This window comes from uncultured Sphingomonas sp., from assembly GCF_913778135.1.
Lineage (GTDB): Bacteria > Pseudomonadota > Alphaproteobacteria > Sphingomonadales > Sphingomonadaceae > Sphingomonas.
The window spans coordinates 1-22976 of the sequence record NZ_CAJYVU010000103.1; the positions used below are offsets into that span (position 1 = coordinate 1).

Annotated in this window: 22 protein-coding genes, 1 tRNA gene and 3 pseudogenes; 14 read left to right on the plus strand and 12 right to left on the minus strand. The window is 67.2% G+C overall.

What is annotated here, in order from left to right:
* Both QZ847_RS17000 and QZ847_RS09595 read left to right on the plus strand, forming a co-directional pair.
* A pseudogene (locus QZ847_RS17000) lies at positions 1 to 161 on the plus strand (antibiotic biosynthesis monooxygenase); the annotation flags it as partial.
* 106 nt (positions 162 to 267) lie between these two features.
* The gene (locus tag QZ847_RS09595) at positions 268 to 489 is read left to right on the plus strand and encodes a heme-binding protein (RefSeq protein ID WP_294355993.1); all 222 of its coding nucleotides are present in this window, start codon (positions 268 to 270) and stop codon (positions 487 to 489) included.
* Positions 490 to 737: 248 nt separating this feature from the next.
* Here the strand turns inward: QZ847_RS09595 and QZ847_RS09605 are convergent.
* The 3 genes and pseudogenes from QZ847_RS09605 to QZ847_RS09615 form a co-directional block, all read right to left on the minus strand.
* A pseudogene (locus QZ847_RS09605) lies at positions 738 to 869 on the minus strand (VirB3 family type IV secretion system protein); the annotation flags it as partial.
* Between the two features lie 85 nt (positions 870 to 954).
* Positions 955 to 1320 (minus strand): TrbC/VirB2 family protein, encoded by a 366-nt coding sequence (locus QZ847_RS09610; protein ID WP_294355995.1) that lies wholly within the window; start codon positions 1318 to 1320, stop codon positions 955 to 957.
* A complete protein-coding gene (locus tag QZ847_RS09615; protein ID WP_294356155.1) occupies positions 1317 to 1685 on the minus strand; it encodes a hypothetical protein in 369 nt (122 codons plus the stop codon). Before QZ847_RS09615 ends, QZ847_RS09610 begins: the two co-directional genes overlap by 4 nt.
* On the opposite strand from QZ847_RS09615, the pseudogene QZ847_RS09620 reads away from it, so the two are divergent.
* Positions 1662 to 1772: pseudogene (locus QZ847_RS09620) on the plus strand (VirB3 family type IV secretion system protein); the annotation flags it as partial. The gene QZ847_RS09615 and the pseudogene QZ847_RS09620 overlap by 24 nt on opposite strands.
* 16 nt (positions 1773 to 1788) lie before the next feature.
* Here QZ847_RS09620 and QZ847_RS09625 read toward each other — a convergent pair.
* The 4 genes from QZ847_RS09625 to QZ847_RS09640 form a co-directional block, all read right to left on the minus strand.
* Positions 1789 to 2546 (minus strand): IS5 family transposase gene (locus tag QZ847_RS09625; RefSeq protein ID WP_294355997.1). Its coding sequence is split into 2 segments (ribosomal slippage): positions 1789 to 2213 and positions 2213 to 2546, totalling 759 coding nucleotides; the frame shifts between segments, so codons are not numbered across the junction.
* Positions 2547 to 2605: 59 nt separating this feature from the next.
* The gene (locus tag QZ847_RS09630) at positions 2606 to 3283 is read right to left on the minus strand and encodes a hypothetical protein (RefSeq protein ID WP_294355999.1); all 678 of its coding nucleotides are present in this window, start codon (positions 3281 to 3283) and stop codon (positions 2606 to 2608) included.
* Positions 3284 to 3522: 239 nt separating this feature from the next.
* On the minus strand, positions 3523 to 4542 hold the full coding sequence (locus QZ847_RS09635; RefSeq protein WP_294356001.1) for a hypothetical protein: 1020 nt from the start codon (positions 4540 to 4542) through the stop codon (positions 3523 to 3525).
* 455 nt (positions 4543 to 4997) lie between these two features.
* Positions 4998 to 5303: a metalloregulator ArsR/SmtB family transcription factor gene (locus tag QZ847_RS09640; RefSeq protein ID WP_294356148.1), complete on the minus strand. Its 306-nt coding sequence runs from the start codon at positions 5301 to 5303 to the stop codon at positions 4998 to 5000.
* 239 nt (positions 5304 to 5542) lie between these two features.
* Here QZ847_RS09640 and QZ847_RS09645 point away from each other — a divergent pair, with 239 nt between their 5' ends.
* The 5 genes from QZ847_RS09645 to QZ847_RS09665 all read left to right on the plus strand — a co-directional run bounded on the left by QZ847_RS09645 (position 5543) and on the right by QZ847_RS09665 (position 9623).
* The gene (locus QZ847_RS09645) at positions 5543 to 6211 is read left to right on the plus strand and encodes a hypothetical protein (protein ID WP_294356002.1); all 669 of its coding nucleotides are present in this window, start codon (positions 5543 to 5545) and stop codon (positions 6209 to 6211) included.
* An 87-nt stretch (positions 6212 to 6298) separates the two neighbouring features.
* The gene (locus QZ847_RS09650; protein ID WP_294356005.1) at positions 6299 to 7144 is read left to right on the plus strand and encodes a 3'-5' exonuclease; all 846 of its coding nucleotides are present in this window, start codon (positions 6299 to 6301) and stop codon (positions 7142 to 7144) included.
* A gap of 72 nt (positions 7145 to 7216) precedes the next feature.
* Positions 7217 to 8017 (plus strand): hypothetical protein, encoded by an 801-nt coding sequence (locus QZ847_RS09655; protein ID WP_294356007.1) that lies wholly within the window; start codon positions 7217 to 7219, stop codon positions 8015 to 8017.
* A 2-nt stretch (positions 8018 to 8019) separates the two neighbouring features.
* Complete coding sequence (locus tag QZ847_RS09660) at positions 8020 to 8811, plus strand: hypothetical protein (protein WP_294356009.1); 792 nt, start codon at positions 8020 to 8022, stop codon at positions 8809 to 8811.
* A gap of 173 nt (positions 8812 to 8984) precedes the next feature.
* Positions 8985 to 9623 carry a hypothetical protein gene (locus QZ847_RS09665; RefSeq protein WP_294356010.1) on the plus strand — a complete coding sequence of 213 codons (639 nt, stop codon included), beginning with the start codon at positions 8985 to 8987 and terminating at the stop codon, positions 9621 to 9623.
* A gap of 888 nt (positions 9624 to 10511) precedes the next feature.
* On the opposite strand, the gene QZ847_RS09670 is transcribed toward QZ847_RS09665, so the two are convergent.
* A tRNA-Thr gene (locus tag QZ847_RS09670) sits at positions 10512 to 10586 on the minus strand.
* Positions 10587 to 10690: 104 nt separating this feature from the next.
* Here QZ847_RS09670 and QZ847_RS09675 point away from each other — a divergent pair.
* A complete protein-coding gene (locus QZ847_RS09675; protein WP_294190426.1) occupies positions 10691 to 10834 on the plus strand; it encodes a hypothetical protein in 144 nt (47 codons plus the stop codon).
* A gap of 16 nt (positions 10835 to 10850) precedes the next feature.
* Here the strand turns inward: QZ847_RS09675 and QZ847_RS09680 are convergent, their stop codons facing one another.
* The gene (locus QZ847_RS09680; protein ID WP_294356012.1) at positions 10851 to 12650 is read right to left on the minus strand and encodes an aminopeptidase P family protein; all 1800 of its coding nucleotides are present in this window, start codon (positions 12648 to 12650) and stop codon (positions 10851 to 10853) included.
* Between the two features lie 184 nt (positions 12651 to 12834).
* On the opposite strand from QZ847_RS09680, the gene QZ847_RS09685 reads away from it, so the two are divergent.
* The 3 genes from QZ847_RS09685 to ppc all read left to right on the plus strand — a co-directional run bounded on the left by QZ847_RS09685 (position 12835) and on the right by ppc (position 16617).
* Positions 12835 to 13401, plus strand: coding sequence for an HNH endonuclease (locus QZ847_RS09685; protein ID WP_294356014.1), 567 nt, complete (start codon positions 12835 to 12837; stop codon positions 13399 to 13401).
* A 42-nt stretch (positions 13402 to 13443) separates the two neighbouring features.
* On the plus strand, positions 13444 to 13881 hold the full coding sequence (locus QZ847_RS09690) for a hypothetical protein (RefSeq protein ID WP_294356016.1): 438 nt from the start codon (positions 13444 to 13446) through the stop codon (positions 13879 to 13881).
* Between the two features lie 69 nt (positions 13882 to 13950).
* Complete coding sequence (ppc, locus tag QZ847_RS09695; RefSeq protein ID WP_294356017.1) at positions 13951 to 16617, plus strand: phosphoenolpyruvate carboxylase; 2667 nt, start codon at positions 13951 to 13953, stop codon at positions 16615 to 16617.
* Positions 16618 to 16698: 81 nt separating this feature from the next.
* Here the strand turns inward: ppc and QZ847_RS09700 are convergent, their stop codons facing one another.
* Complete coding sequence (locus QZ847_RS09700) at positions 16699 to 16824, minus strand: hypothetical protein (RefSeq protein WP_281243250.1); 126 nt, start codon at positions 16822 to 16824, stop codon at positions 16699 to 16701.
* Between the two features lie 112 nt (positions 16825 to 16936).
* A complete protein-coding gene (gene pepN, locus QZ847_RS09705; RefSeq protein WP_294356020.1) occupies positions 16937 to 19549 on the minus strand; it encodes an aminopeptidase N in 2613 nt (870 codons plus the stop codon).
* Positions 19550 to 19690: 141 nt separating this feature from the next.
* Between pepN and QZ847_RS09710 the strand changes: the two genes are divergently transcribed.
* Both QZ847_RS09710 and QZ847_RS09715 read left to right on the plus strand, forming a co-directional pair.
* A complete protein-coding gene (locus tag QZ847_RS09710) occupies positions 19691 to 21283 on the plus strand; it encodes a M28 family peptidase (protein WP_294356022.1) in 1593 nt (530 codons plus the stop codon).
* The gene (locus QZ847_RS09715; RefSeq protein WP_294356025.1) at positions 21283 to 22098 is read left to right on the plus strand and encodes an NAD(P)-dependent oxidoreductase; all 816 of its coding nucleotides are present in this window, start codon (positions 21283 to 21285) and stop codon (positions 22096 to 22098) included. The genes QZ847_RS09710 and QZ847_RS09715 overlap by 1 nt, the downstream gene beginning before the upstream one ends.
* Here QZ847_RS09715 and QZ847_RS09720 read toward each other — a convergent pair.
* On the minus strand, positions 22008 to 22931 hold the full coding sequence (locus QZ847_RS09720) for an EamA family transporter (protein ID WP_294356027.1): 924 nt from the start codon (positions 22929 to 22931) through the stop codon (positions 22008 to 22010). The two genes, QZ847_RS09715 and QZ847_RS09720, sit on opposite strands and share 91 nt — an antisense overlap.
* Between the last annotated feature and the right edge of the window lie 45 nt (positions 22932 to 22976).

Consider the following 22976-nt stretch of genomic DNA (forward strand, 5'->3'; position numbering starts at 1 on the left):
AAGGTCCCGGTGCGTACGCGATCTTCGATACGTTCGACACAGAGGAGGATCGGCAGGCCCATCTCGACGGCAAGGTTGCCGCCGCACTGATGGACAAGGCAGAAGAACTGTTTTCTGAACCGCCGCAGATTCACAAGTTCACCCTGCTGGCCGCGAAATAGCCAAGCGGTCGGCACCCTAGCGCGTCGCTCTCATCGCCCGCGTGGGGGGGGCCGGGCGCGGCGGTGCGTTGGGCGGCTTTCCCCGAACCGGCCACGGAGATACTCCATGCGCACCACCCAGACGCTCGACCTGAACGACGCGCGGACGATCATCGATGCGGGGATCGCGGAGGCCGAGCGGATCGGCAACCCGATGAACATCGCGGTGGTAGACGCGGGCGGCTGCCTCCTAGCGTTCGCGCGGATGGACGATGCGTGGCGCGGCAGCGTCGACATCGCGATCGGCAAGGCGTGGAAAGCCGGGGTTTCGAGCTGGCGATCGGGGTGAACGGCCTTGCCCGGCAGCCCGCGCCGGCAACGAGCGTCGCGCAGGCGGTGCAGACCGCGCGCTCCTATGTCGACAAGGGCTATTCGGTCGATCTCGGCCTCGGACAGATCAACTCGCGGAACATGAAGGCCCTCGGCCTGACGTGGGACAACGTGTTCGATCCCTGCGCCAACATCGCCGCTGCGGGTGCGGTGCTGTCCGGCAATTATCGGAGCGTGCGCGCGGGGCTTCACCGCGGCGACGACGAGGCCATAGATGGGGTTCGTTGTGCCGATCAGGGTGATGACCGAAGCCAGCAGGATCACCACGGCCGCCTCGATCGGGATGCCCGCGAAGAGCGCGGGCCGCGTCACCGCCAAGAACAGCGTGTTGCGCGCCATCACTTCCCGTTCTTCGTCCACGCTACGCACTCCACGAGATACAGGCGGAAGCGGGGTGTGGGGGGGCGCCCCGCTTCCATGAGGATCAGCCCTGGAGCTGATCGACGATCCACGGCGCCGAGAAGATGATCGCGATGCCGATGATGACGGTGACGAGCGCGCCTGTGTTGACCCGACCCGTCAGCCACCCGAAGCCGGCTGCGATCAGCGCGAGGATCGCCACGATGCGCAGGAGGCCGTTGCTCAGCAGCCCGAGGACCGCGTTGCCGAAGCTCTCCAGATTGGTTTGCGCGAATGCCGGCTCAGCCGACAGCAGCGAGGTCAACGCCACCAGGCTGAACATCGACAGCACCCGCGAAACCTTGCGCTGGCGCGGGGTCATCGCGTCGACGCGGGCGGTGACACGGGCTCGGAGGGCCAGCGCCGGCCCACCGAAAGATGCGAGAGTCATCGGTTTTCTCCTTCTCCGGCGAGCCGCGCTCGCTCATATTCCGCCCTCGCAAACACGTCCCACGACGGCGGTGGTGGTGGTGGCGCAGCCTTGGGCTGCTCCGCAGCAGACGTGTTTTCCTCGACCAGCGCGGCGAGCTGCGCAGCGGCGCTCGACCTTTCGCCAGTATCCGGTGCGCCGGTGAACGCGCTCACGCGGATCGCGAGGGGCTGGATGCCGTCGGCGAAGCCGGCGTTGCCGACGACCTTTCCGACATAGCCGTTGGAGAAGCCACGCGACTGCGACCCAGTGTTGTACATGGAGAGGGCGATGCTCAGCGCGCGCTGAGGGTGATGTTCGGTATTTCGCGCCTTGTGGTCCGGCACGACGTCAACGCCTTCCGCCTGATCTTCCTATGGGGCCGCACCAAGGCGGCCAACCGCAACCGCGTCTTTTGGGGCGGGTCGAGCTAGGGTCAGGACTCACTAATCACAGCCAGAAGATGACGGTGGCCGCGAGGGCAACGGCAGAGAAGAAGACGGTTGGGCAGCGGTCATAGCGGGTGGCGACGCGACGCCAGTCTTTCAGGCGGCCGAACATGATTTCGATGCGACTGCGGCGCCGGTAGCGGCGCTTGTCGTATCTTACGGGCTCGTTGCGGGCTCTGCGGCCAGGGATGCAGGGCTGGATGCTCTTGGCCTGCAGCGCATCCCTGAACCAGTCTGCGTCGTAGCCGCGATCGCCGAGAAGCCACTGTGCTTTCGGTAGATCGTCGAGCAGCCCTGCCGCGCCGGTGTAGTCGCTGACCTGGCCGGCGGTCATGAAGAAGCTCAGCGAGCGCCCGTTTGCATCGGCGACGGCATGAAGTTTGGTGTTCATGCCGCCTTTGGTGCGACCGATCAGGCGGCCAAGATCCCCTTTTTAACCCGTAGGCTCGATGCCGTGCGGTGCGCCTTCAAGTAGGTCGGGTCGATCATGACCGTTCCTGGCTCCGCGCCTGCGGTCGCCAACCCCTCCATCATGCGCGTAAACACGCCTGCCGCCCCCCAGCGCTTCCACCGATTGTAGAGCGTCTTGGATGAACCATAGGCGCTCGGCGCATCACGCCAGCGCAGCCCGTTCCTGGTGACGAACACGATGCCGCTCAGCACCCGCCGGTCATCAACCCGAGGCTTGCCGTGGCTCCTGGGAAAGAACGGCCGCAGCCGCTCGATCTGCTCGTCCGTCAGCCAAAACAGGTCACTCATCCCGGTCTCCCTGCGGAGCCTGAATCAGATTGCGACACTCACATCAATGGGTCCTGACCCTAATACGACATCCAGTTGGGGATCGGCATCGCGGCTCCTTCGAACTCGATGGGTATGATCGGGCCGATAGCCTTCATCCCACTATTCATCCGCGAGGGAATGCGTGCCGTCAGGTGGATGACCAAGCGGCCTTGTGGCATCGAGGGTGCCACCATCTTGCTTACGCTGATGCCCAGTTCGGACAGTTCCCGCTCGGTCAGGTTCTGTGATCGAAATCTCAGGCCACCTCGCTTCTTCAGCTCAAGTTCGAACCTCTTCATCACGTATCCATTTGCGGACCTCGTCCATCCGATGCGGATCAGGGCGCTTTCGCGCTTCAGGTCCTCTGTCGCCGCCTCGATCAGATCGGCCGGAGGGGACCAGGGAGACGTGCCGAATCGACATGTAAGGAAGATCTCCGAAGGTCTGCCGGTTCGGAGGCCTCGACCGCCGTATCCATCCGGTCCCGTGTCCCGCCACACGCAGAAGTACGCCGCGGGGTTCAGACGACGTGGCGAACCATCGAGCCGCTTCGTTCCGACGTCCGTTTCACCAGAACTCTGGGTAGGTTTAACATCGTATGCGTGGAGGGTGTGGCGACCATTCGCTTCGTAGGTCAGCGTGGCGCGATGCCCGTCGCTTGCGGCCAGTGTCGCCGCCGCGACGAGCGGCAGAATGATCGGTGATGCACGGTTCACGCAGGTCCTCCGCTTCTGAGCGATCAGTTTCGTAGCAAGCTGACGTGAAGATTTTATCGAGCGTCGCTCGGCTTGGTCGGTTTCGCGACGACGATCAATCGCAGCTGGTCCTGAGCAAGGGCAATGAGAAACTAACCGCGTGAAGGATCGGCTCGTCTGCTCGCATGGCATGACGGCACGTGTTCAACGGCGTCCGCGTTACCGCTTTCTTTGTCGAAGAGGCGATCGCCTCGGCTGATTCACGGGCCGCAGGGCCAGGTACGGCCCGAGCCGGTGCAGAAGAGCAGGCGCGGCTGACTGATCCGGATCGAGGTGGCCGACTCCGTCATGAACACGTCGTTCGTGACGTCGATGATCGTCATCTCGCTTGAGAGCATCGGATGCTCGATCAGGTCGGTGATAGGTCGGCCTTTGCAGGTCGCGAGCGTGGCCGCGGGTAGCGTGACGCAAACCCGCACCGTATCTCGGTTCCACGAGAGGTCGGAGGCGGGATCGTGTCCGTGGGATCGGAATGCGCCGTCGTGCGCGAACACGGTCACGTTGAGCGGGTGCTTCGGCCATCCGGATCCAGCCAGCGAGCGGAGCCAAGCCTGCGGATCGGCGAACGTCGACACGGCGGCGAGCGTGAGCATGTCGATGGAGCCGCTCGCTCCTGCGACGTCGAACGCGCGTCTCGCGGCATAGCGGGGAGCCATGTCCTCGCTCCATCGGCCGACCCGGTCATCAAACGTGTCGAGATCATCAACCGGAATGTCGTCGATCTTACCTCGAAGTTGGGTGTCGAGGCCTTCGAGCCTGACCCTGACGCTCGGCTCCGAGACCTTCGTGCGTCGCTCCGCAGTCAGCTGGATGTCGATCAGCCGTCCCGAGTTCCCGTCGTCGGCGCGCCGCGACAGGATCCTGCGGGCTCTGAGACGCAGATCGTGCAGGGTGTCCGAGAGGTTCTCCGATCCCAGGTTGAGATAGGAGATGATCGACGCCGCGGCCTCGTCCGCCGCCAGAGGCGCCATCCAGAACGGGAACCCCTCTTCCTCGATGTCCTCGGTGAAGCCGTGAAAGGTGCGGAGCACGACGCCCGGGGCGAGTTCGAAGTGGATCTGGTAGACGTACACGTCCGCGTCGGTCTCGCAGGTCGCGGCGCCCAGCATGCGCGGCACGCGCTCGCCGCGTTGCCGGAACGACGCGCCGATCCGGCCGTGGATCAGGCGAACGTCCTCGCGAACGAGGTCGAGCCCCCCAGTCGTCTTCCAATTCCTCATCTTCTCTCTCCGATCACCGCGTCGCTCGATCGTCTCGGATCGGGCGACGTGAGCTCCGTGCTCTTCGACGTTCGCCGCCGAGCGGTCGCGAGGCGTCGCGCTGACCGGATGCGCCTCTCGACCTCTGGTTCTAGGTTGGAAGAGCCTCCGGGAGAAATCAGCCCCGTCCGCGTCGTCCAGGTCGCTCGGGCGTGAGGGCCATCCTGTTCGGCTATGGTTCGCAGCGCTCGCCCGGGACGGGTGACGTGATCGCTCCATCGAGCGAGAACGTTGTTCGATGAAGCGGTGGTGGCGTTTCCTCGCGGACGTGGGGCGGCTGGAATGCCGAAGGCGGGACGTGGGTACGCCAGTCCAACGCGGCGCGCTGTCCGTTCAATCGAGCCATGTTCGAAGGGGCGTGAGGACGAAGGCGTCTTCGCCGTGAAACCTTGACCTGGCGGGCGGCCGGCCGATCTTCAGGGCTGGTGCGGCTCCTCCGTCGCCATCGCTCCGCGATCCGCCGCGTGGTCGAGATAAGAGGCCAGTCGCTTCACCGTGTCGACCCGCGCTCGGTACGTCACCGTCCTGCCGCTCTTAGTCGATGAGACAAGCCCGGCCCGCGACATGATCGCGAGGTGGGGGGACATGAGGTTGCGCGCGATGCCGAGCGCGTCGGCGAGTTCGCTCGACGCGAGGCCGCCCGGCAGCGCTTCGACCAGGATCTGGTAGGCGACCAGTCGCGTCGGTTGAGCGAGCGCGCTCATCGTCTGTATCGCCGTCATCTTTTCCACGCTCCCACTCTAGGTGGACGCGCTCGTCCCGCAAGGCCGCGCGAGAACGAGCCGGTGCGGCGCCACAATAATTCAACTATACAACGATAGTTGAATAATGCGGTGATCTCCCCACATTGGTCGAGCCGGCGCTCCGTCGCCAAGCTTCGGCACTCGATCACGGCGACGATCGGAGATGTGACATGGAAGCCATCACGACCCTGACCAAAACCTTCGAAGCGCCTTCGAGCGTGAGCCTCGCATACGGCTACGTCGATCCGCTGGCCGACGACGCCCCCGGAGACGACGTCGTCGTCACCACACGCAGGGCGATCGGTCGCGTCGCGCTTGTTGCCTCGGAGGCGGCGTCCCGATTTCAGCGCGAGCGGGTGAGCCATGACGCGATGAGCTGGCTGTTCGCGCCGCGCGAGCTGTTCGGCGGCGCCTGCGCGATCGACGCCTGTCTCGATCGTGACGCGTGCTTGCGCGGCGTGCTCGTCCACGGACTGTCTCTCGATCTCGACGTCGCGCCCGAAATCGTCGACGCGCTGACAGCCGAGGATGATGACGAGGACCGGACCGATGGGGACGAGGAAGGCTATGGGGACTCCGCGGAGCCAGGAGCGCTCCGCCTCTTCACCGCGATGATCGCCGCGTACGACGGCTTCGAGACGATGCACGCGTTCCACGCCTCGTTCGCCACCGAACCCGCTGAGGTGGCGGGACGACTCTACTGCCGCATGGGCGCGGCGATGGCGAACGCCCGGATCGTCGAGGGCTTCGATCCGTCCGACCCGTTGGTCCTCGCTCTGGTGTCGAACGCGATGGCCGATCTGCTCTCGATGGTCGCGGCGGACCCGAGATCGGATCTGGCGGCGGGGCTCGACGTGAACATCGAGCAGCGCTTCCACTCCGGCTGACGCCTCGGCGCGACCGCCCGACCTCAATCACATCGCTGGAGAACGATCATGCGTGACGTCTCGTGCGCGCCCGGCGAGGTGCGTGCCGTGAACGACGAGGCCGACGTGTGTGTGCTGCACCGTCTCGACGTGCGCGAAGGGCATACCGGCCTCGGTCGGAAGGACGGCACCCGCATCGGCGTCGTGCTCGACGTCGAGACCACCGGCATCGGCAACGACGACGTGATCATCGAGCTGGCGCTGCGTCGCTTCCGCTACGACCCCGACGGGGTGATCGTGGCGATCGACAAGCCCTACTCGTGGTTGGAGGATCCCGGTCGCGTGCTGCCCGAGGACATCATGCGCCTGACCGGAATCACCGACGCCGATCTGGCCGGGCGGACGATCGACGACGAGGAGGCGATCCGTCTGCTGTGCTCCGCCACATTCGTCTGCGCGCACAACGCGCGCTTCGATCGTGGACACGTGGAGCGGCGCATGCCGGAGATGGCCGGGCTCGCCTGGGCGTGCTCCTGCAACGACGTCGACTGGCGGGCGCACGGCTTCGATGGTCGCTCGCTCGGCTGGCTCCTCGCGCAGGTGGGCTGGTTCCACGACGCGCACCGCGCCGGGGACGACGTCGACGCGGTGATCGAGCTGCTCCGGCACCGGTGCGAGGACGGATCCACGGTCCTCGCCGAGATGCTCGCGACCGCCTCCGCTCCGTCGTGGCGCTTCGAGGCGGTCGGCGCCGCCTTCGAGCTGAAGGATGCGCTGCGCCTGCGCGGATACCGTTGGGATCCGACGCGCAAGGCGTGGTGGCGCGAGGTGCCGGACGCGCGACGCGTCGAAGAGGAGTGGTGGCTGTCCGGGCACGTCTACTCCGCTGACGCCAATCCCAAGGCGCTCGGTCCGCGGGTCGAACGCGTCACCTGGCACGAACGCTACGCGTGACGTGCCTACCAGGCGAACCGTGCGGACGGTGACCGGTCCGCTCCATTGATAAGAAAGCGAAAGGAAAGCGACATGAAGGACAGGAAGAAGAATTCGCTCACCTCCTCCTCGAAGGCGCTCGCGGTCACCGACCCTCGCGCCGCCATCCTGCGAGCGGGCGGTGCCGTCTCGCGTCTGGGTTCGCTCGATGCCGCGCAGGTCGACCGCGAAGCCGACGTGGTGCGCGTTCGCGACGCTGAATACGTCACGCGAGAGGGGGTGGTCGTCGCCGACGAGGTCTACTTCGCGCGGGATGCGAAGCCGACCACGGACGGACCGTGGCTGGGCGAGGCCGACAAGGTGGCCTGGCGCGATCCGGAGACCGGCTACGACTGCATCGTGCTGCGACACGAGAGCGACGGCACGCTCGGTGGCTACGTCGGCGTTCCGCACGGACATCCGCTCTGGGGCTTTGGCGCGGACGCGATCCCGTCGGGGCTCGACATCGACGTGCACGGCGGGGTCACCTACGCGCGCATCTGCGCCGAGAGACCCGCGTCCGCTCCGAGGCGACTGGCGGTCGAGGCTCGTCGGATCTGCCACGCGCACGGAGCGCGCCCGCGCACCCAGCCCGTCGGCGCGGCGGATCGGGACGCATGGTGGTTCGGCTTTCGTTGCGACCTGGTGCACGACGTCATCCCCGGTCCGCGCGATCACGGCCGACGCCGGGCGCTGGAGGCGGAGGTCGGCGCGATCTACCGCGACGACGCCTACGTGATCGCCGAAGTGGGCGTGTTCGCCGCGCAGCTCCGCGCGGTCGCAGACGGCGAGGAGGTGGAGCCCCGCTCCGATCCGCCGCCGCCCGCGGCACTCGATCCGAAGCGGGGATCGTGAGGATGGCGTTCGCCTACGACCCGAACCTGCCCTGGGGCTGGTGGCTGATCCGTTCCGGCTCGATGTTCGAGGATGCGGACGGACGGCGCTGGGATAGCGTGCGCGAGGCGTTCTGGCACGGGCGCCTGCGCTTCCCGGTCACGTCGTCGACGGACGAGCAGCTCGAACTGCTGCTTCGGCTGCTGCTCTCGATCGAATATCGCCTTCGGCCCGGTAGGGAGCGGGCGTTCGGGTTCTTCCACGGCGACCTCGTGCTCGAGCGCTTCTACATGAGCTGGCTGGCCTCCGTGGGGCTGCTGGGTTCGGGCGAGCCGACCGACTTCGATGGGCGAGACAGCCCCATGTCCGCCTTCCTCAGTCCGGAGGGCCGCGCAGCCATGCTGATGCTGCAGGCGACGCGCGAGCCCGCCTGGGTCGATCTGCCGGCGTCGGAACTGCTTGATGCGATCGCCGCCGCGCGTCGCGACGATGCGGACGAGGCACGCGAGCGGGCGATCATGGCGTTCGAGACCTCGGTACGCCGACTACCGAACGTGTTTGAACGCGCTCGGATCGGCAGCCGGCACATGGTGACGCTAACGGGTCACCTGGTCGATGCTCGCATGCCGACGCGTTCGCGCATGTGGAGCCTGTCCTTCGGGGACGAGCGCGCCCGCGACGACTTCTTCGCCTGGCTGGACGAGCGCGTCGCCTCGTGGGAGGATTGGGGTCGTCTCGCCTACGATAGGGGTGCCGCCGCGCTGACCGATCACCTGCTGGCGCTGTTCGTCGTCGCGTCCGGAGGACGATCGTGAGGAGGCGCGATAGCGACGGTATCGATCTGAAGATAGGCGACCTCGACGGGTTCCCGGATGCTCCGACGGCTCGGGACCGTGCGCGGCTGCTCCAGGCGCGACGCCGCCGAGTCGAAAGCTCGAGCTCGGCGTCCGACGCGATCCGCTTGGTCGCTCTGCGCAACGAACTCTCGATGACTATCCGCTCGATCTCCCCGCTTGCGCTGGTCGCGCTAGAGATGGAGGGGGCCTGCGTGAACGATCTCGTGTACGGGCTTCGACCGCGGTCGTCGGGTTGGCCCGGCGTGTCGCCTGATCGGTGGCGGCGCAAGCAATCGCCCAGTGACGACTTCCGTCGCCTCGTCGAGGACGATCACGGACTGCTTCCGCCCTGCTTGCTCTCCATGCGTTTTCCCGGGCCGCGGGGTCGCGCCGCCCTCTACCTGGCGGATCATTCGGTTGAGCTCTTCATGACCATCGGGCCGACGGAGATCATCACTCGACACGGTCTCGCTCAGGTGTGGCTCGGCTCCGAGGTTCCGGTTGCCATTCTGACGGGAATGGTTGGCCGAAGGCTTCGCGATCTGGTGGCGCATCGTCTGACCGAGACGCTCGATCTCGTCGTGGTCGCGAGCAGGGCGTCGACGTCGAAGCGTTGCGGTCCGCTGCTCGTCGTCTCTTCGGGGTCTCAACCGTATTCCGTTCCCTGGCCTTGTCGGCCACTCAGCTTCGGCCCGTCGGCAACCGCACTACCTACTATGAGACGCCATGCCACCGTGGTCGCCCACGGAGATGCCGATTCGGTCGGTGATCGCGCGCCTTGGATCGGTTGACGCTTAAATGGCCTCCATGCCGTCAGTCGGTGTGCGACCATTTGAACGCCGGCATCCTGCGAAACCACCCGTATCCTGCCGACAACCGGCGGTGCGGTCTTTTCTAGGAGGGCGACGCCTCCATCGTTGGTTACAGTCGCAGCAAGCACCTGAAGCGCCGCATCGGATCGCTCGGAGCTTCCCGCAAAGACACCGAACGCCGGGTGGTATCGCCGAACCTCGCCAGCGCCGAGCGCGAACGCGGCATAACCTCCCGTAAGGGCGGATCACGCTGGCCAGTCTCGCGGATGAGGTGTCTCCATGCTGGTGCCGCTAGCTCAGTCACCAAGGAGCCGTGGACATTAGTCGGGCCATCCCAAGCGACGAGCGACGCCAGGATGCGTCGTACGGAGACCGCTTGATCAGATGATAGAACCGGCTTGGAATGGTTGGGGGAAGTGAAGCTATGTTGAAATCCGCGTTTATCAGAGTGGCCGTCGGTCTTGACGGACGCACCATAGCCGAGCGCAACGCGGTCGCGGTCTGCGTCAGCGGCCCCGCCACTTCGCTCAAACGATCCGGCGTTTTCGGCCGCGACCGCCTGCTGAGTGAACGGCGACTCTCTGCGTCACGGCGCTCCGAACCGGACGTGCGGCATCGACCCAAAACGCTTCTGCGCAAAGCGCCATTCGGCCGCCGGCGCCGCAGCGAACCAACTGATCGGCGCTCGGCGAGTCCGGATGGATGGCGTCAGGGATCGGCGCGCGGCGCGAAATGGCCTTCAACTCGGCGCACGCCGTGCCCGTCCCGCCTCACCTACGGCAAGCGCCCCGTCCCCGCGCGGCGCTTGCCAGGTGCTTGCCAGCCTCGGAACGGCCCTTCGAAGCCCTCCGATAACCTGTTGAAAAATGGTGCTGCCGGTGAGGATTGAACTCACGACCTCAGCCTTACCAAGGATGCGCTCTACCACTGAGCTACGGCAGCACTCGCGCCAAGTCGGCGACGGGAGGGCGCCTAAGAGCGGTTCGGCGCGCGATTGTCAAGGCGTGATCGGCGCTTTAGCGCGATTGCATGACCCGGCCCGCTTCATGACCAAGCTTGACGATCGCGCCGCCCGACTGGCGGAACAGCTGCGCGCCAACCTGCGCCGCCGCAAGGCGCAGGCGCGCGCGAGCCGTGACGACGCGGATGCGTCCGCAACGCCAACTGAGCCGCGCCGCACGCCCGAGTAGCGGCGGCGCGGACAGGTCACGCGGCGATCGGGGCGCATTTCTCCACCAGCCATGCGCGGTCCTCCGCCGGTAGAACGGGGCCGAGCGTGTCAGCCACCCGCGCGTGATAGGCGTCGAGCCAGGTACGTTCCTCGACCGACAGCAGCGCGGCATCGATCAGGTCGCGCTCGATCGGCGCCAGCGTCAGCGTCTCAAACGCGAGCATCGTCGCCTCGCCACCGGGAAGGTCGCGTTCGACAACCAGCAGCAGGTTTTCGATGCGGATACCGTACTCGCCCGCCTTGTAATAACCGGGTTCGTTCGACAGGATCATGCCGGCGCGTAGCGGCTCCTGCGGGCCGCCACCGGGATAGCTGGGCTTGGCGATCCGCGCCGGACCCTCGTGCACCGCCAGGAAGCTGCCGACCCCGTGCCCGGTGCCGTGCGCGAAATCCAACCCCGCGGCCCAGAGCGGCAGGCGCGCGAGCGCGTCGAGCTGCTGGCCGCTAGTGCCCGGCGGGAAGGTCGCGGTGGCGAGCGCGATATGGCCTTTCAGCACCCGGGTGTAGCGGTCGCGCATTTCGGGCGTCGGCGCGCCCACGGGCACGACGCGGGTCACGTCGGTGGTCCCGTCGACATACTGGCCGCCTGAATCGATCAGGTACAGCTGCCCCGGCTCGATCCTGAGGTTAGACTCCTCCGTCACGTGATAATGCGGGATCGCGCCGTGCGGGCCGGTCGCGGAGATGGCGTCGAACGACAGGTCGCGGAGTTGACCGCCTTCCTCGCGGAACTGCTGCAACCGTGCGGCGGCGGACAATTCGGTCTGCCCACCACCCGGCGCCTCCGCCGCGATCCAGCGCAGGAAACGCGTCAGCGCGGCGCCGTCGCGCAGGCTGGCGGCACGGTGGCCCGCGATCTCGGCCGCATTCTTGGTCGCTTTCGGGATGATCGTCGGATCGCGGAGCGACACCGCCGTGCCGCCGCCCGCCTCGACCGCGTCGAAGATCGCCGACACTGCGAGTGCGGGATCGACCGCGACGCGCTTGCCCGCGAAGCGCGCGAGCGCGGGGGCGAAATCGGTGCGATCGTGGACGCGAACCGCATTGCCCAGGTGCTGGTGCACCGCGTCGGTCATCTTCTCGGGCGCGACGAACAGGTCCGCGGTGCCGTCTGCGCCGACGATCGTGTAGGCGAGCGCGACCGGCGTGCGCGATACGTCCTCGCCCCGAACATTGAGCAGCCAGGCGGTCGAGTCGAGCGCGGGGATCACCACCGCGTCGGCACCAACCTCGCCGAGCCAATCAGCAACGCGCGCGCGCTTCGCGGCCGAGCTTTCCCCGGCATGGTCGTCGGTGTGGACGGCTAACGGCGCGAGCGAGGGCGCCGGGCGATCGTCCCACACCGCGTCGATCGGATTGGATTCGACTGCGACGAGCGTCGCACCCTTGGCGGACAGCGCCGCGCGAGTCTGCTCCACCCAAGCGCGTGTGTGGAGCCACGGATCGTAGCCGACGCGCGCACCTTCGCCGACGTTTGCGGCCAGCCATTCGGCGACATTGTTCTCCGGCACCGCGACATATTGCCAGTCCTCGGCCGATACCTGCTCGCGCACCTGGATGGTGTAGCGTCCGTCGGTGAAGATCGCCGCCGTGTCCGGCAGCACCGCCGCTGCCCCCGCCGACCCGCCGAACCCCGTCAGCCAGCCGAGCCGCTGCGCGTAACCGCCGACATATTCGCTCATATATTCGTCGGTCAACGGCACGACGAAGCCGTCGAGGTGCTGGCGGGCGAGCTCGTCGCGCAAGGAGGCGAGGCGGGCGGAGTGGGTCGACATGGATATTCACCGGATGCTGCGGGTTGATAGACGACCATGTGCCAGAGCAAACCCTGTCGCGCCAACCCGGCAGCGTCGAACGGGCGTCGCGCCGCCGGGCTTGACCGCGTGAAAGCGCCTCTGTCATCATGCCGTCATCCCCGCTCGCCACAGCGGGCACGAGCGATGACTAGGGGGATCTGACGTGTTCCATCCCGATCTGATGCGCCATCCGGACTCCTGCCCGACGCTGGTGCTGAACGCCGATTATACGCCGCTGTCTTATTATCCCCTGAGCATCTGGCCGTGGCAGACCGCGATCAAGGCGGTGTTCCTCGACCGTGTCGATATCGTCGCGCATTACGAGCGCGAGGTGCACAGCCCCACTCACACGATCAAGCTGCCCTCGGTCATCGCCTTGAAGCAGTTCGTCCGGCCGTCGCAATTCCCCGCCTTCACGCGCTTCAACCTGTTTTTGCGCGACAAGTTCGAGTGCCAATATTGCGGTCACGGGCGCGACCTGACGTTCGATCACGTCATCCCGCGCGCGCAAGGCGGGCGCACGACGTGGGAGAATGTCGTCACCGCCTGCTCGCCCTGCAACCTGAAGAAAGGTGGCCGCACGCCGAAGCAGGCGCACATGCCGCTGTTCCTGGAGCCGATCCGCCCGACCAGCTGGCAGTTGCAGGAGCATGGCCGGCGCTTCCCCCCCAATTATCTGCACGCGACGTGGCGCGATTGGCTCTATTGGGACGTTGAGCTCGAGGCCTGACGCGATCTGGTCGGGTTTCGAGGTCGATCAAAAGGGGACGTGATGCGGTTGTTGCTGGTTGGCGGGTGCGCGCTCGCGCTGGTGGCCTGTTCGGGCAAGTCGGCGGACGAGAAGGCAATGCAGAACGCCGAACTCGCGAACTACACCCCGCCCTTCGTCATGTCGCGGCTCGACTTCGGCGGCGTGATCGAGCGGCGTTTTCGTCGGCTCGACGCCAACAGCGACGACAGGCTGGAACCGAGCGAGATCTCGCCGCGCCGCCGCGACTTCGTGATGCAGTTTGACACGAACAAGGACGGGTTCATCAGTTCCGATGAGTGGAGCCGCGGGATGCTCGCCTGGTTCGACCGGCAGGACCTGAATCACGACGGCACCGTCACGAGCGACGAGCGTGAGCGCGCGCGTGAACTGAACGACGCCGACCTGCCCACACCCGATGACGAGCCCGCGAACAACAGCACGGCTGCTGCGGCGGGCTAAAGCTGGGGTAAACACCGGCGACGGCGATCGGTGGTTGACCGCGTCGGTGGTGCGACGCAGCATGGCGGCATGACCCTGCCTCCGATCACCAACAACCCCGACGTGCGCTATCTCGGTCGCGTGCTCGGCGACGTTATTCGCGCCTACGGAGGCGAGAAATTGTACGAGCGGACGGAGGCGATCCGATCCGCCTCGGTCGAGCGGCATCGCGGCGGCGACGCGTCGCCCGACGCCGAGCTAGGTGCGCTCGACCTCGACGAGACGCTCGACTTCGTGCGCGGGTTCATGCTGTTCTCGATGCTCGCCAATCTGGCCGAGGACCGGCAGGGGTTCGCCGCGGAGAAAGGCGCCGACATGGCCGCCGCGCTGGAGCGGCTGGCGGGTGAGGGGATCGACCGCGACGCGGTGATCGCGCTGCTCGACCACGCGCTCGTCGCGCCCGTGCTGACCGCGCACCCGACCGAAGTGCGGCGCAAGAGCATGATCGACCACCGCAACCGGATCGCGCAGCTGATGGCGATGCGCGACCGCGGCGCCGAGGTGACACCCGAGGGCGATCTGGTTGACGAGGCGATCGTGCGGCAGGTCGCATTGCTGTGGCAGACGCGCGTCCTCCGGCGCGAACGGCTCTACGTGGTCGACGAAGTCGAAACCGCGCTCAGTTACCTGCGCGACGTGTTCCTGCCGGTCATCCCCGCGCTCTACCAGCGCTGGGACCGCGCGCTGGGCACGCGCGTGCCGTCGTTCCTGCGCCCGGGAAGCTGGATCGGCGGCGACCGCGACGGCAATCCGTTCGTCACTGCGGACTCGCTTCGCACCGCGCTCGCACGCGCGTCGGAGGCGGTGCTGGGCTTCTACCTCGAACAGCTGCACGCCATGGGGCAGGAGCTGTCGATCTCGACCAATCACGCCGCGGTCGATGGCGAGGTCGCGCGACTGGCCGAGGCGAGCGGCGACGTGGCCGAGAGCCGCAGCGACGAGCCTTATCGCCGCGCGCTATCGGGCATCTACGCGCGCACCGCAGCAACCTTTGCCAAGCTGGTCGGCAAGCCTGCGCCGCGGCCGGGTGCGCTCAAGGGCGAACCTTACGGCGATCCCGCTGCCCTGCGCGCCGATCTGGTCGCGATTGCGCGCCCGCTGGCGCATGGCGGTGACGGGCTGCTCGGCACCGGCGGCGCGATCGGGCGACTGATCCGCGCAGTCGACGTGTTCGGCTTTCATCTGGCGACCCTCGACCTGCGGCAGAACAGCGCGGTGCACGAGCGCGTCGTGGCGGAGATGCTGCGCGTCGCTGGCGTGTGCGACGACTATGCGACGCTTGACGAGGATGAGCGCGTTGCGCTGCTCAGGCGCGAACTCGCCAGTCCGCGCCCGCTCACCTCGCGCTTCGCCGATTACTCGGACGAGACCGCGGGCGAACTCGCGATCGTTCAGGCCGCGGCGGACGCGCACCGAGCCTACGGACCGGCGTGCATCCGCCAGTACATCGTGTCGATGTGCACCTCGGTCAGCGACCTGCTCGAGGTTCACCTGCTGCTCAAGGAAGTCGGGCTCTACCGGCCGGGCGATCCGGCCACCGCCGACGTGATGGCGGTACCGTTGTTCGAGACGATCGGCGACCTGGAGGCCGCGCCGGCAGTAATGACCGCCTGGTTCGCCATTCCCGAGGTCGCCGCGATTGCCACCACGCGTGGCCATCAAGAGGTGATGATCGGCTATTCCGACAGCAACAAGGACGGCGGCTATCTGACCTCGACGTGGCAATTGTCGAAGGCGTCGACCGCGCTCAAGCCCGTGTTCGAGGCCGCGGGCGTCGGTATGCAGCTGTTCCACGGGCGCGGCGGCGCGGTCGGGCGCGGCGGCGGCTCGTCGTTCGCCGCGATCCGCGCGCAACCGCCGGGCACCGTGCAGGGCCGCATCCGCATCACCGAACAGGGTGAGGTGATCGCGGGCAAGTACGGCACGCGCGAGAGTGCGATGACCAATCTCGAGGCGATGGCGTCGGCGACCCTGCTCACCAGTCTCGAACCCGCGCCTTTGTCGAACAGCGAGAACGAGACGTTCGGCGCTGCGATGGACCGCATCTCCGACGCGGCGTTTCGCGCCTATCGCGGGCTGGTGTACGAGACCGAAGGATTCCGCACCTTCTTCCGCCAGATGACGCCGATTGCCGAGATCGCGGGATTGAAGATCGGCAGCCGTCCGGCCAGCCGCAAAAAGTCGGACGCGATCGAGGATCTGCGCGCGATTCCCTGGGTGTTCAGCTGGGCGCAGGCACGCGTGATGCTGCCGGGCTGGTACGGGGTCGGGCAGGCGCTCGGCCAGTTCGAAGACCGCGCGCTGCTCAAGGAGATGGCGGAGGCTTGGCCGCTGTTCGGCGCCACCCTCGCCAACATGGAGATGGTGCTGGCGAAGTCCGACATGGCGCTTGCCGCCCGCTACGCGGGGCTGGTCGAGGACGGTGCTTTGCGCGACCGCGTGTTCGGCCGCATCCGCGACGACTGGCACCTGACCCGCGACCAGTTGCTCGAGGTGACGAGCCAGGCGCGCTTGCTCGAGAAGCACCCCGCGCTCGACGCGTCGATCCGGTTGCGTCTGCCCTATATCGAGCCGCTCAACCTGCTCCAGATTGAGCTGATCAAGCGCAACCGCGCTGGCGAGGACGATGCGCGGGTGCGTGAGGGTATCCTGCTGTCGATCAACGCAATCGCGACCGCGCTGCGTAATTCTGGATGAGGCTGGCCTGTTCTCGGGTCAGCTCAGAAGGACGTGATCGGCTCGCCGCCGCTGGGTCGCGAACTTAACTGTTCGCCGGCTTCACGCCAGACCCAGCCCAAATGCCAGCGCCGCGCCGATGCCCAGCGTGCAGGCGGACAGCAGCAAGGTCGCGCCGAACTCCAGCTCGCTCCAGGCGCGACACACCCGGTGATCCCAGTGTTCCATTATCCTTCTCCCGGCGCGCTTCCCTTGTCGGTGATCGTCGCCAGTGCGGAAGGTTCTCCAATCGCCCGTGCGGGTCAAGACAGCCTTGCTGACGTGGAACCGCGCGCCGGCATCACCCCTCCAGGCTCTTCGACGCCTGCTCGAACAGGTCCTTCGACAGGCCGGGATGCGCGACGATACGCTCCAGCTCGGCCCGCATCAGCGCGGCGCGGGTCGGATCGAAGCGGCGCCAGCGCCCCAAGGGAGGCAGCAGCTTCGCCGCGGTCTGCGGGTTGAGCGCGTCGAGCGCGATCAGCTGGTCGGCGAGCCACCGATAGCCTGCACCACCCTTCGCGTGGAACGCGCGCTGGTTGACGCCGAACGCTCCGATCAGCGAGCGCGCGCGGTTTGGATTGGCGAGCGAGAAATCGGGGTGGCGCGCGAGCTCGTCGACCAGCGCGGGGGTATCGTCGGCGGAGGACAGCGCCTGCGTCTGGAACCACTTGTCGAGCACCAGCGAATTACCCTGGTACCGCTGGTAGAAGATGTCGAGCGCGGCGTCGCGCTCTTCTGAATGGCTACCGACGAGCGTGGTGAGCGCGCCCTGCCGATCGGTCATATTGTCGGCGTCGGCGAACTGCGCATAGGCGAGCTTTGCCGCGTCGTCCGCACCGGACGCCGCAATATAGCCGAGTGCGACGTTGCGCAGCCGCCGCCGGCCCTTGTCCTCGGGCGTATAGGCGTAGGCGCGGCCGCTGCCCGCCTCGTACGCGGTGCGCCAGCGCGCCTCCAACTCAAGCCCGAGATCGCGGCGCAGCGCCTCGCGCGCGGCGTGGATCGCGTCCGGGTCGACCGTCGACAATTGGTCGCCGACGAAGCTCTCCGACGGTAGCAGCACCGCTTCGGCGACGAACGCGGGGTCGAGTTCGGGATTGTCGAGTGTGTCGGCAACCGCGGCGATCACCGCGTCGTGATCGGCCTTGCCCTCGATCGTCGCGGCGACGAGCGTGTCGAGCATCAGCTGCTGCATCGCCTCATAGCGCGCGAACGGATCGTCGTCGTGGCGCGCGAGGAAAGCGAGATCGGCGGCGGTGCGGTCGCTCTCGATCACGACCGGCGCGGAGAAGCCGCGGTTGAGCGAGACGATCGGCCGCTCGGCAATCGTCTCGAACGTCACGCTGGCGCTCGCGTCCGACAGGATGACGAGCTGCTCCTCGGTGAGCGCATCCCCCGTCTCGGCACCGAACAGGCGTATCTTGAGCGGCAATACCTGCGGCAGTTTGTTCGACTGCCCCGGCGTGTCGGGCACCTTTTGCGCAAGGTTGACCGTCGCGCGGCCCGAACCCGGCTCGTGCTCCAGCGACACCGACACGCGCGGGGTACCTGCCTGGGAGTACCACAAGCGGAACTGCGACAGGTCGACCCCGCCCGCTTCCTCCATGCAGGCGACGTAATCCTCGCAGGTCGCCGCCGTGCCGTCGAAGCGGTCGAAATACAGGTCGGTTGCCGCGCGGAAGCGGTCCGGCCCCAGGATCGTCGCCATCATGCGGATCAGCTCCGCACCCTTGTTGTAGATCGTGGCGGTATAGAAATTGGAGATTTCAAGGTAGCTTTCCGGGCGGACCGGGTGCGCCAGCGGGCTTGCGTCCTCCGGGAATTGCCCGGCGCGCAGGCCGCGCACATCCTCGATCCGCTTGACCGCGGCCGAACCCTGGTCGGCCGAGAAGCCCTGGTCCCGGTAGACGGTGAAGCCTTCCTTCAAGGAAAGCTGGAACCAGTCGCGGCAGGTGATGCGGTTGCCCGACCAATTGTGGAAATATTCGTGCGCGACGACTGCCGCAATCGCGTCGTAATCGTAATCGGTGGCTGTGTCGGGATCGGCGAGGATGTAGCGGCTGTTGAAGATGTTCAGCCCCTTGTTCTCCATCGCGCCGAAGTTGAAGTCGTCGACCGCAACGATGTTGAACACGTCGAGGTCATATTCGCGGCCGTAGACGCGCTCGTCCCACGCCATCGACAGCTTCAATGCGTGGAGCGCATGGTCGGTCTTGGCGAGGTCCGCCTCGCGCACCCAGATGCCGAGTTCGACCGTGCGGCCCGAGCGCGTGGTGAACGTGCCGCGGTTGACCGCCAGATCGCCCGCGACCAACGCGAACAGATAGGATGACTTGGGGAATGGATCGTGCCACTCGGCCCAGTGGTTGCCGTCGTCGTTATCGCCCTGCGCCACCGGATCGCCGTTGGCGAGCAGCACGGGAAAGCGCGCCTTGTCCGCGGTCATCCGCACCGAATAGGTCGACAGAACGTCGGGGCGGTCGGGAAAATAGGTGATGCGCCGAAATCCTTCCGCCTCGCACTGCGTGCACAGGTTGCCGCCGCTCGCGTATAATCCCATCAGCTGCGTGTTGCGCTCGGGCGCGATCTCGACCTCGGTCTCGATCACGTGGGCGTCGCCGGGCAGGGGAAGGACGAGCTGCTCGCCCTCGATACGCCAGTCGTTGACCGACACGCCGTCGACCGCCACCGACACGATCCGCTGTCCCGCACCATCGAGCCGCAGCGGCAGGTCGTGCGCACCCGATCGCTCGACCGACAGCCGCGCGCGCACGCGCGTCACCGCGGGATCGAGCGCGAAGTCGAGCGTGGTCGTCGGCACCGTCCAGGCGGGGGCGGTGTAATCCTCGCGCCGGATCACCGCAGGTGCGGACGGGGCAGGGGTCAAGGCGGCGTGCGTGGCGTCGAGCATGACGGTTCCTATCATCGGCGGACGCCAAGGTTCCATAGCCAAGCCATGGATGCCGCGATCTCCTTGGCCCTCCGGCAGCGGGGTTGCGCGCCCGTGGCGGGCTGCTAGGCCCGATCGTGAGAACAAGGAGAGCGAAAAATCGTGAAGCGTTTGCTGGCGGTTGCGTCACTGGTCCTGCTGCTGGGTGCTGCCCCGTCACCCGAGAATGCGCCCGCGCCGCGCGCCGCGGAGGAAGCCGCGATCCGCGCGCACGTTGCTTATCTCGCCTCCGACGCGCTCGCCGGGCGTGAGGCGGGCAGCGCGGGGTTCGACACCGCCGCTGCTTATGTCGCGCAGCAATTCGCCGCTGCCGGGCTCAAGCCGGGGGCGGACGGCGCGTATTTGCAACGCGTGCCTTTGATGAAATACCAGGTTGCGGGAGACGCCGCCGCAGCGATCAACGGCGTCGCGCTCACGCCGGGTGAGGACTTCGTCGCGACGGCGAATCCGCAGGCTGCGCGCACCGACGTGTCGGCGCGCGTAGTGTTCGTCGGGCAGGGCGTCTCTGCTCCCGCGCGCGGCCACGACGATTACGCGAAGGTTGACGCGCGCGGCGCGATCGTCGCGCTGGTCGGCGGCGCGCCCGCCGACATGCAGAGCGAGGAGCACGCCTATTTCGCCAGCATCCGAACAAAGCTGCAGGCGGCCGCCGCGCATGGTGCGATCGGCGCGGTGCTGCTGACGGGCGGCGCGAGAAGGGCGCGACCGGTCCGCGCGGGTGGGGTGCAATACGGCTGGGCGACGCCCGAGGGTACCGCCTTCGCGCCCGGCGTGCCGCTGCTGGCGAACTTCACCGATGCCGGCGCGACCAAGCTGTTCGCGGGCGCGGGCACGACCTGGGACCAGGCGCGCGCCGAGGTGAACGGCAAGCAGGCGTTCCCGCCCGCCGTGCTCAAGACCACGCTGCGCATCCAGAGCGCGACGCAGTTCACGCCCGTAGCCTCATCCAACGTCGTCGGCGTGCTGCCCGGCACCGATCCCGCGCGGTCGAACGAGGTGGTCGTGCTCTCCGCACACCTCGACCACATCGGTATCAGCAAGAAACCGAACGCGAACGGCGACGCGATCAACAACGGCGCGCTCGACGACGCGATCGGGATCGCCAGCCTGATCGAGGAAGCGCGCCGTTTCCAGCGCGCAGGCGCCGGCAAGCGGACGATCGTGTTCCTGGCGGTGACGGCCGAGGAAAAGGGGCTGGTCGGCAGCGACTATTTCGTGCGGCATCGGCCCAAGGGGCTGGAGAATATCGTTGCCGACGTGAACCTCGACATGCCGGTGCTGACCTACGCATTCAGCGACGTGGTCGCGTTCGGCGGCGACCGCTCGACGCTCGGCCCCGTGATTGCGCGCGCGGCGAAGGGGGCGGGTGTCGTCACCTCGCCCGATCCAATTCCCGAGCAGACGATCTTCACGCGATCGGACCATTTCCGCTTCGTCGAGGCGGGCGTGCCGTCCGTCTTTCTGTGGCCGGGGCTGAAGGCCGAGGGCGCGCGCGCCGCGTTCGAGGACTTCATGAAGAACCGCTACCACCAGCCGGGCGATGAAATCGACGCCGGCATCCTGTGGGATCAGGCGGTGCGCTTCGTCGACATCAACTATGCGATTGCGCGCGACATCGCTGACGCGCCCGCGAAGCCGGTGTGGAACAAGGGCGACTATTTCGGCACCGCCTTCAAGGGCCCGATGGCGAACTGATGTTCGTCTTCGGCCTGGGCTATGCCGCGCGGGCGATCGTTGCGGCGGCGGGTGGCGTCGCGGTCGGCACCACGCGCGACGGTCGTGACGGCACGCTTCCGTACGACGACGCAGCCGCGGTGAGGGCGGCATTGGCGGCGAGCGAGCGCGTGCTGGTGTCGATCCCGCCCGACGCGCAGGGCGATCCGGTGCTGCGCGATTATGCCGACCAGCTGTCGGGCAAATGGGTCGGCTATCTCTCCTCCACCGGCGTCTACGGCGACGCGGGCGGTGGCTGGGTCGACGAGAGCGCGCCTGCGAACCGCGGACGCCGCCCGCTGCGCAACGCCGCCGACGCCGCCTGGCTCGCGCACGGCGCGCACGTGTTCCGCCTGCCCGGCATCTACGGCCCCGGCCGCTCCGCGCTCGACCGCGTGGCGGCGGGTGAGGCGCATCGCACCGGCATCACCGATCAGGTGTTCAGCCGCGTCCACGTCGATGACATCGCGGCGGGCGTCGTCGCCGCGTTCGCTGCGCCGCCGGGTGCGTACAATCTCGCGGACGACGAACCCGCCAGCCAGGATGCGGTGGTCGAGTACGCTGCTGATCTGCTCGGCCTGGCACCGCCGCCGTTCGCCTCGCTCGATGCGCTGTCGCCGATGGCGCGCGGCTTCTACGCCGAGAACCGGCGCGTCGCGAATGGCAAGGCGAAGCGCGTGCTCGGCTGGCGCCCGCGCTACCCGACCTACCGGTTCGGCCTGCGCGCGGTCAGCGCGATGACCAGCCCGACCCCCGCGAGTACACCGCCCGCCGCCGCCAATATCGACCAGCGGTAACCCTCGAACACCGTCGACAGCAGCATGGCGATCACCGGCACGATCACGCTGTTGTACGCCGCCTTAGCCGGGCCGATTGTGCGGATGATGCGGAAATATAGCGTGAACGCGAGTGCCGAGGCGGCGAGCCCGAGGTACAGCACGCCCGCGATATAGCTGGGCCGGGGATCGAACACCGGCGCGCCAACGGTCGCCAGCGCGAAGGCGGCGTCCATCGCGGCACCCAGCAGCATCGCGACCGCCAGCATCGGGATCATCGGATAGCGCGCCGCGGTCTTTGTCGCCTGCATGACGTTCGCGACCGAGGCCGACAGGATCGCGCAGCCCGTCAGCGCGATGCCGATCAGCGCCTCACCCGCGCCGTTCGGGTTGCTGCGCGCCTCCTGAATGAACAAGAGCGCGACCCCCGCCATCGCCACCGCTGAGCCAAGAAGCAGCTGCCGTCCCATCCGCTGTCCGAGGAAGATGCGCGCGAACACGGCATTGGGCACCAGCAGCAGCGCGAACACGACCGAGACGAGGCCCGAGGTGATGTGTTGCTCGGCGCGGTAGACGAAGTTGAAGTTGCACACGAACTGCGCCAGTCCCAGCACCCCTGCGAACAGCCAGCCGGTGCGATCGAACGACAGCCGCTCGCCCTTGGAGATCGCCACGACCGCGAGCGTCACCCCTGCCACTGCGAAACGATACGCGACCGACCAGCTCGGCGGCACCATCGCGCCCGACAGCTGATCGCGGATCACGATCCAGGTCGATCCCCAGATTAGCAGCACGATCGTGAACGGGATCAGCACGCTGGCGCGCGTGGACTGCGGGGGCGGGGCGGCGGACATGGAAGCGCGATTAACAGATCACGGCATGGAGGCCATGCTGAACCG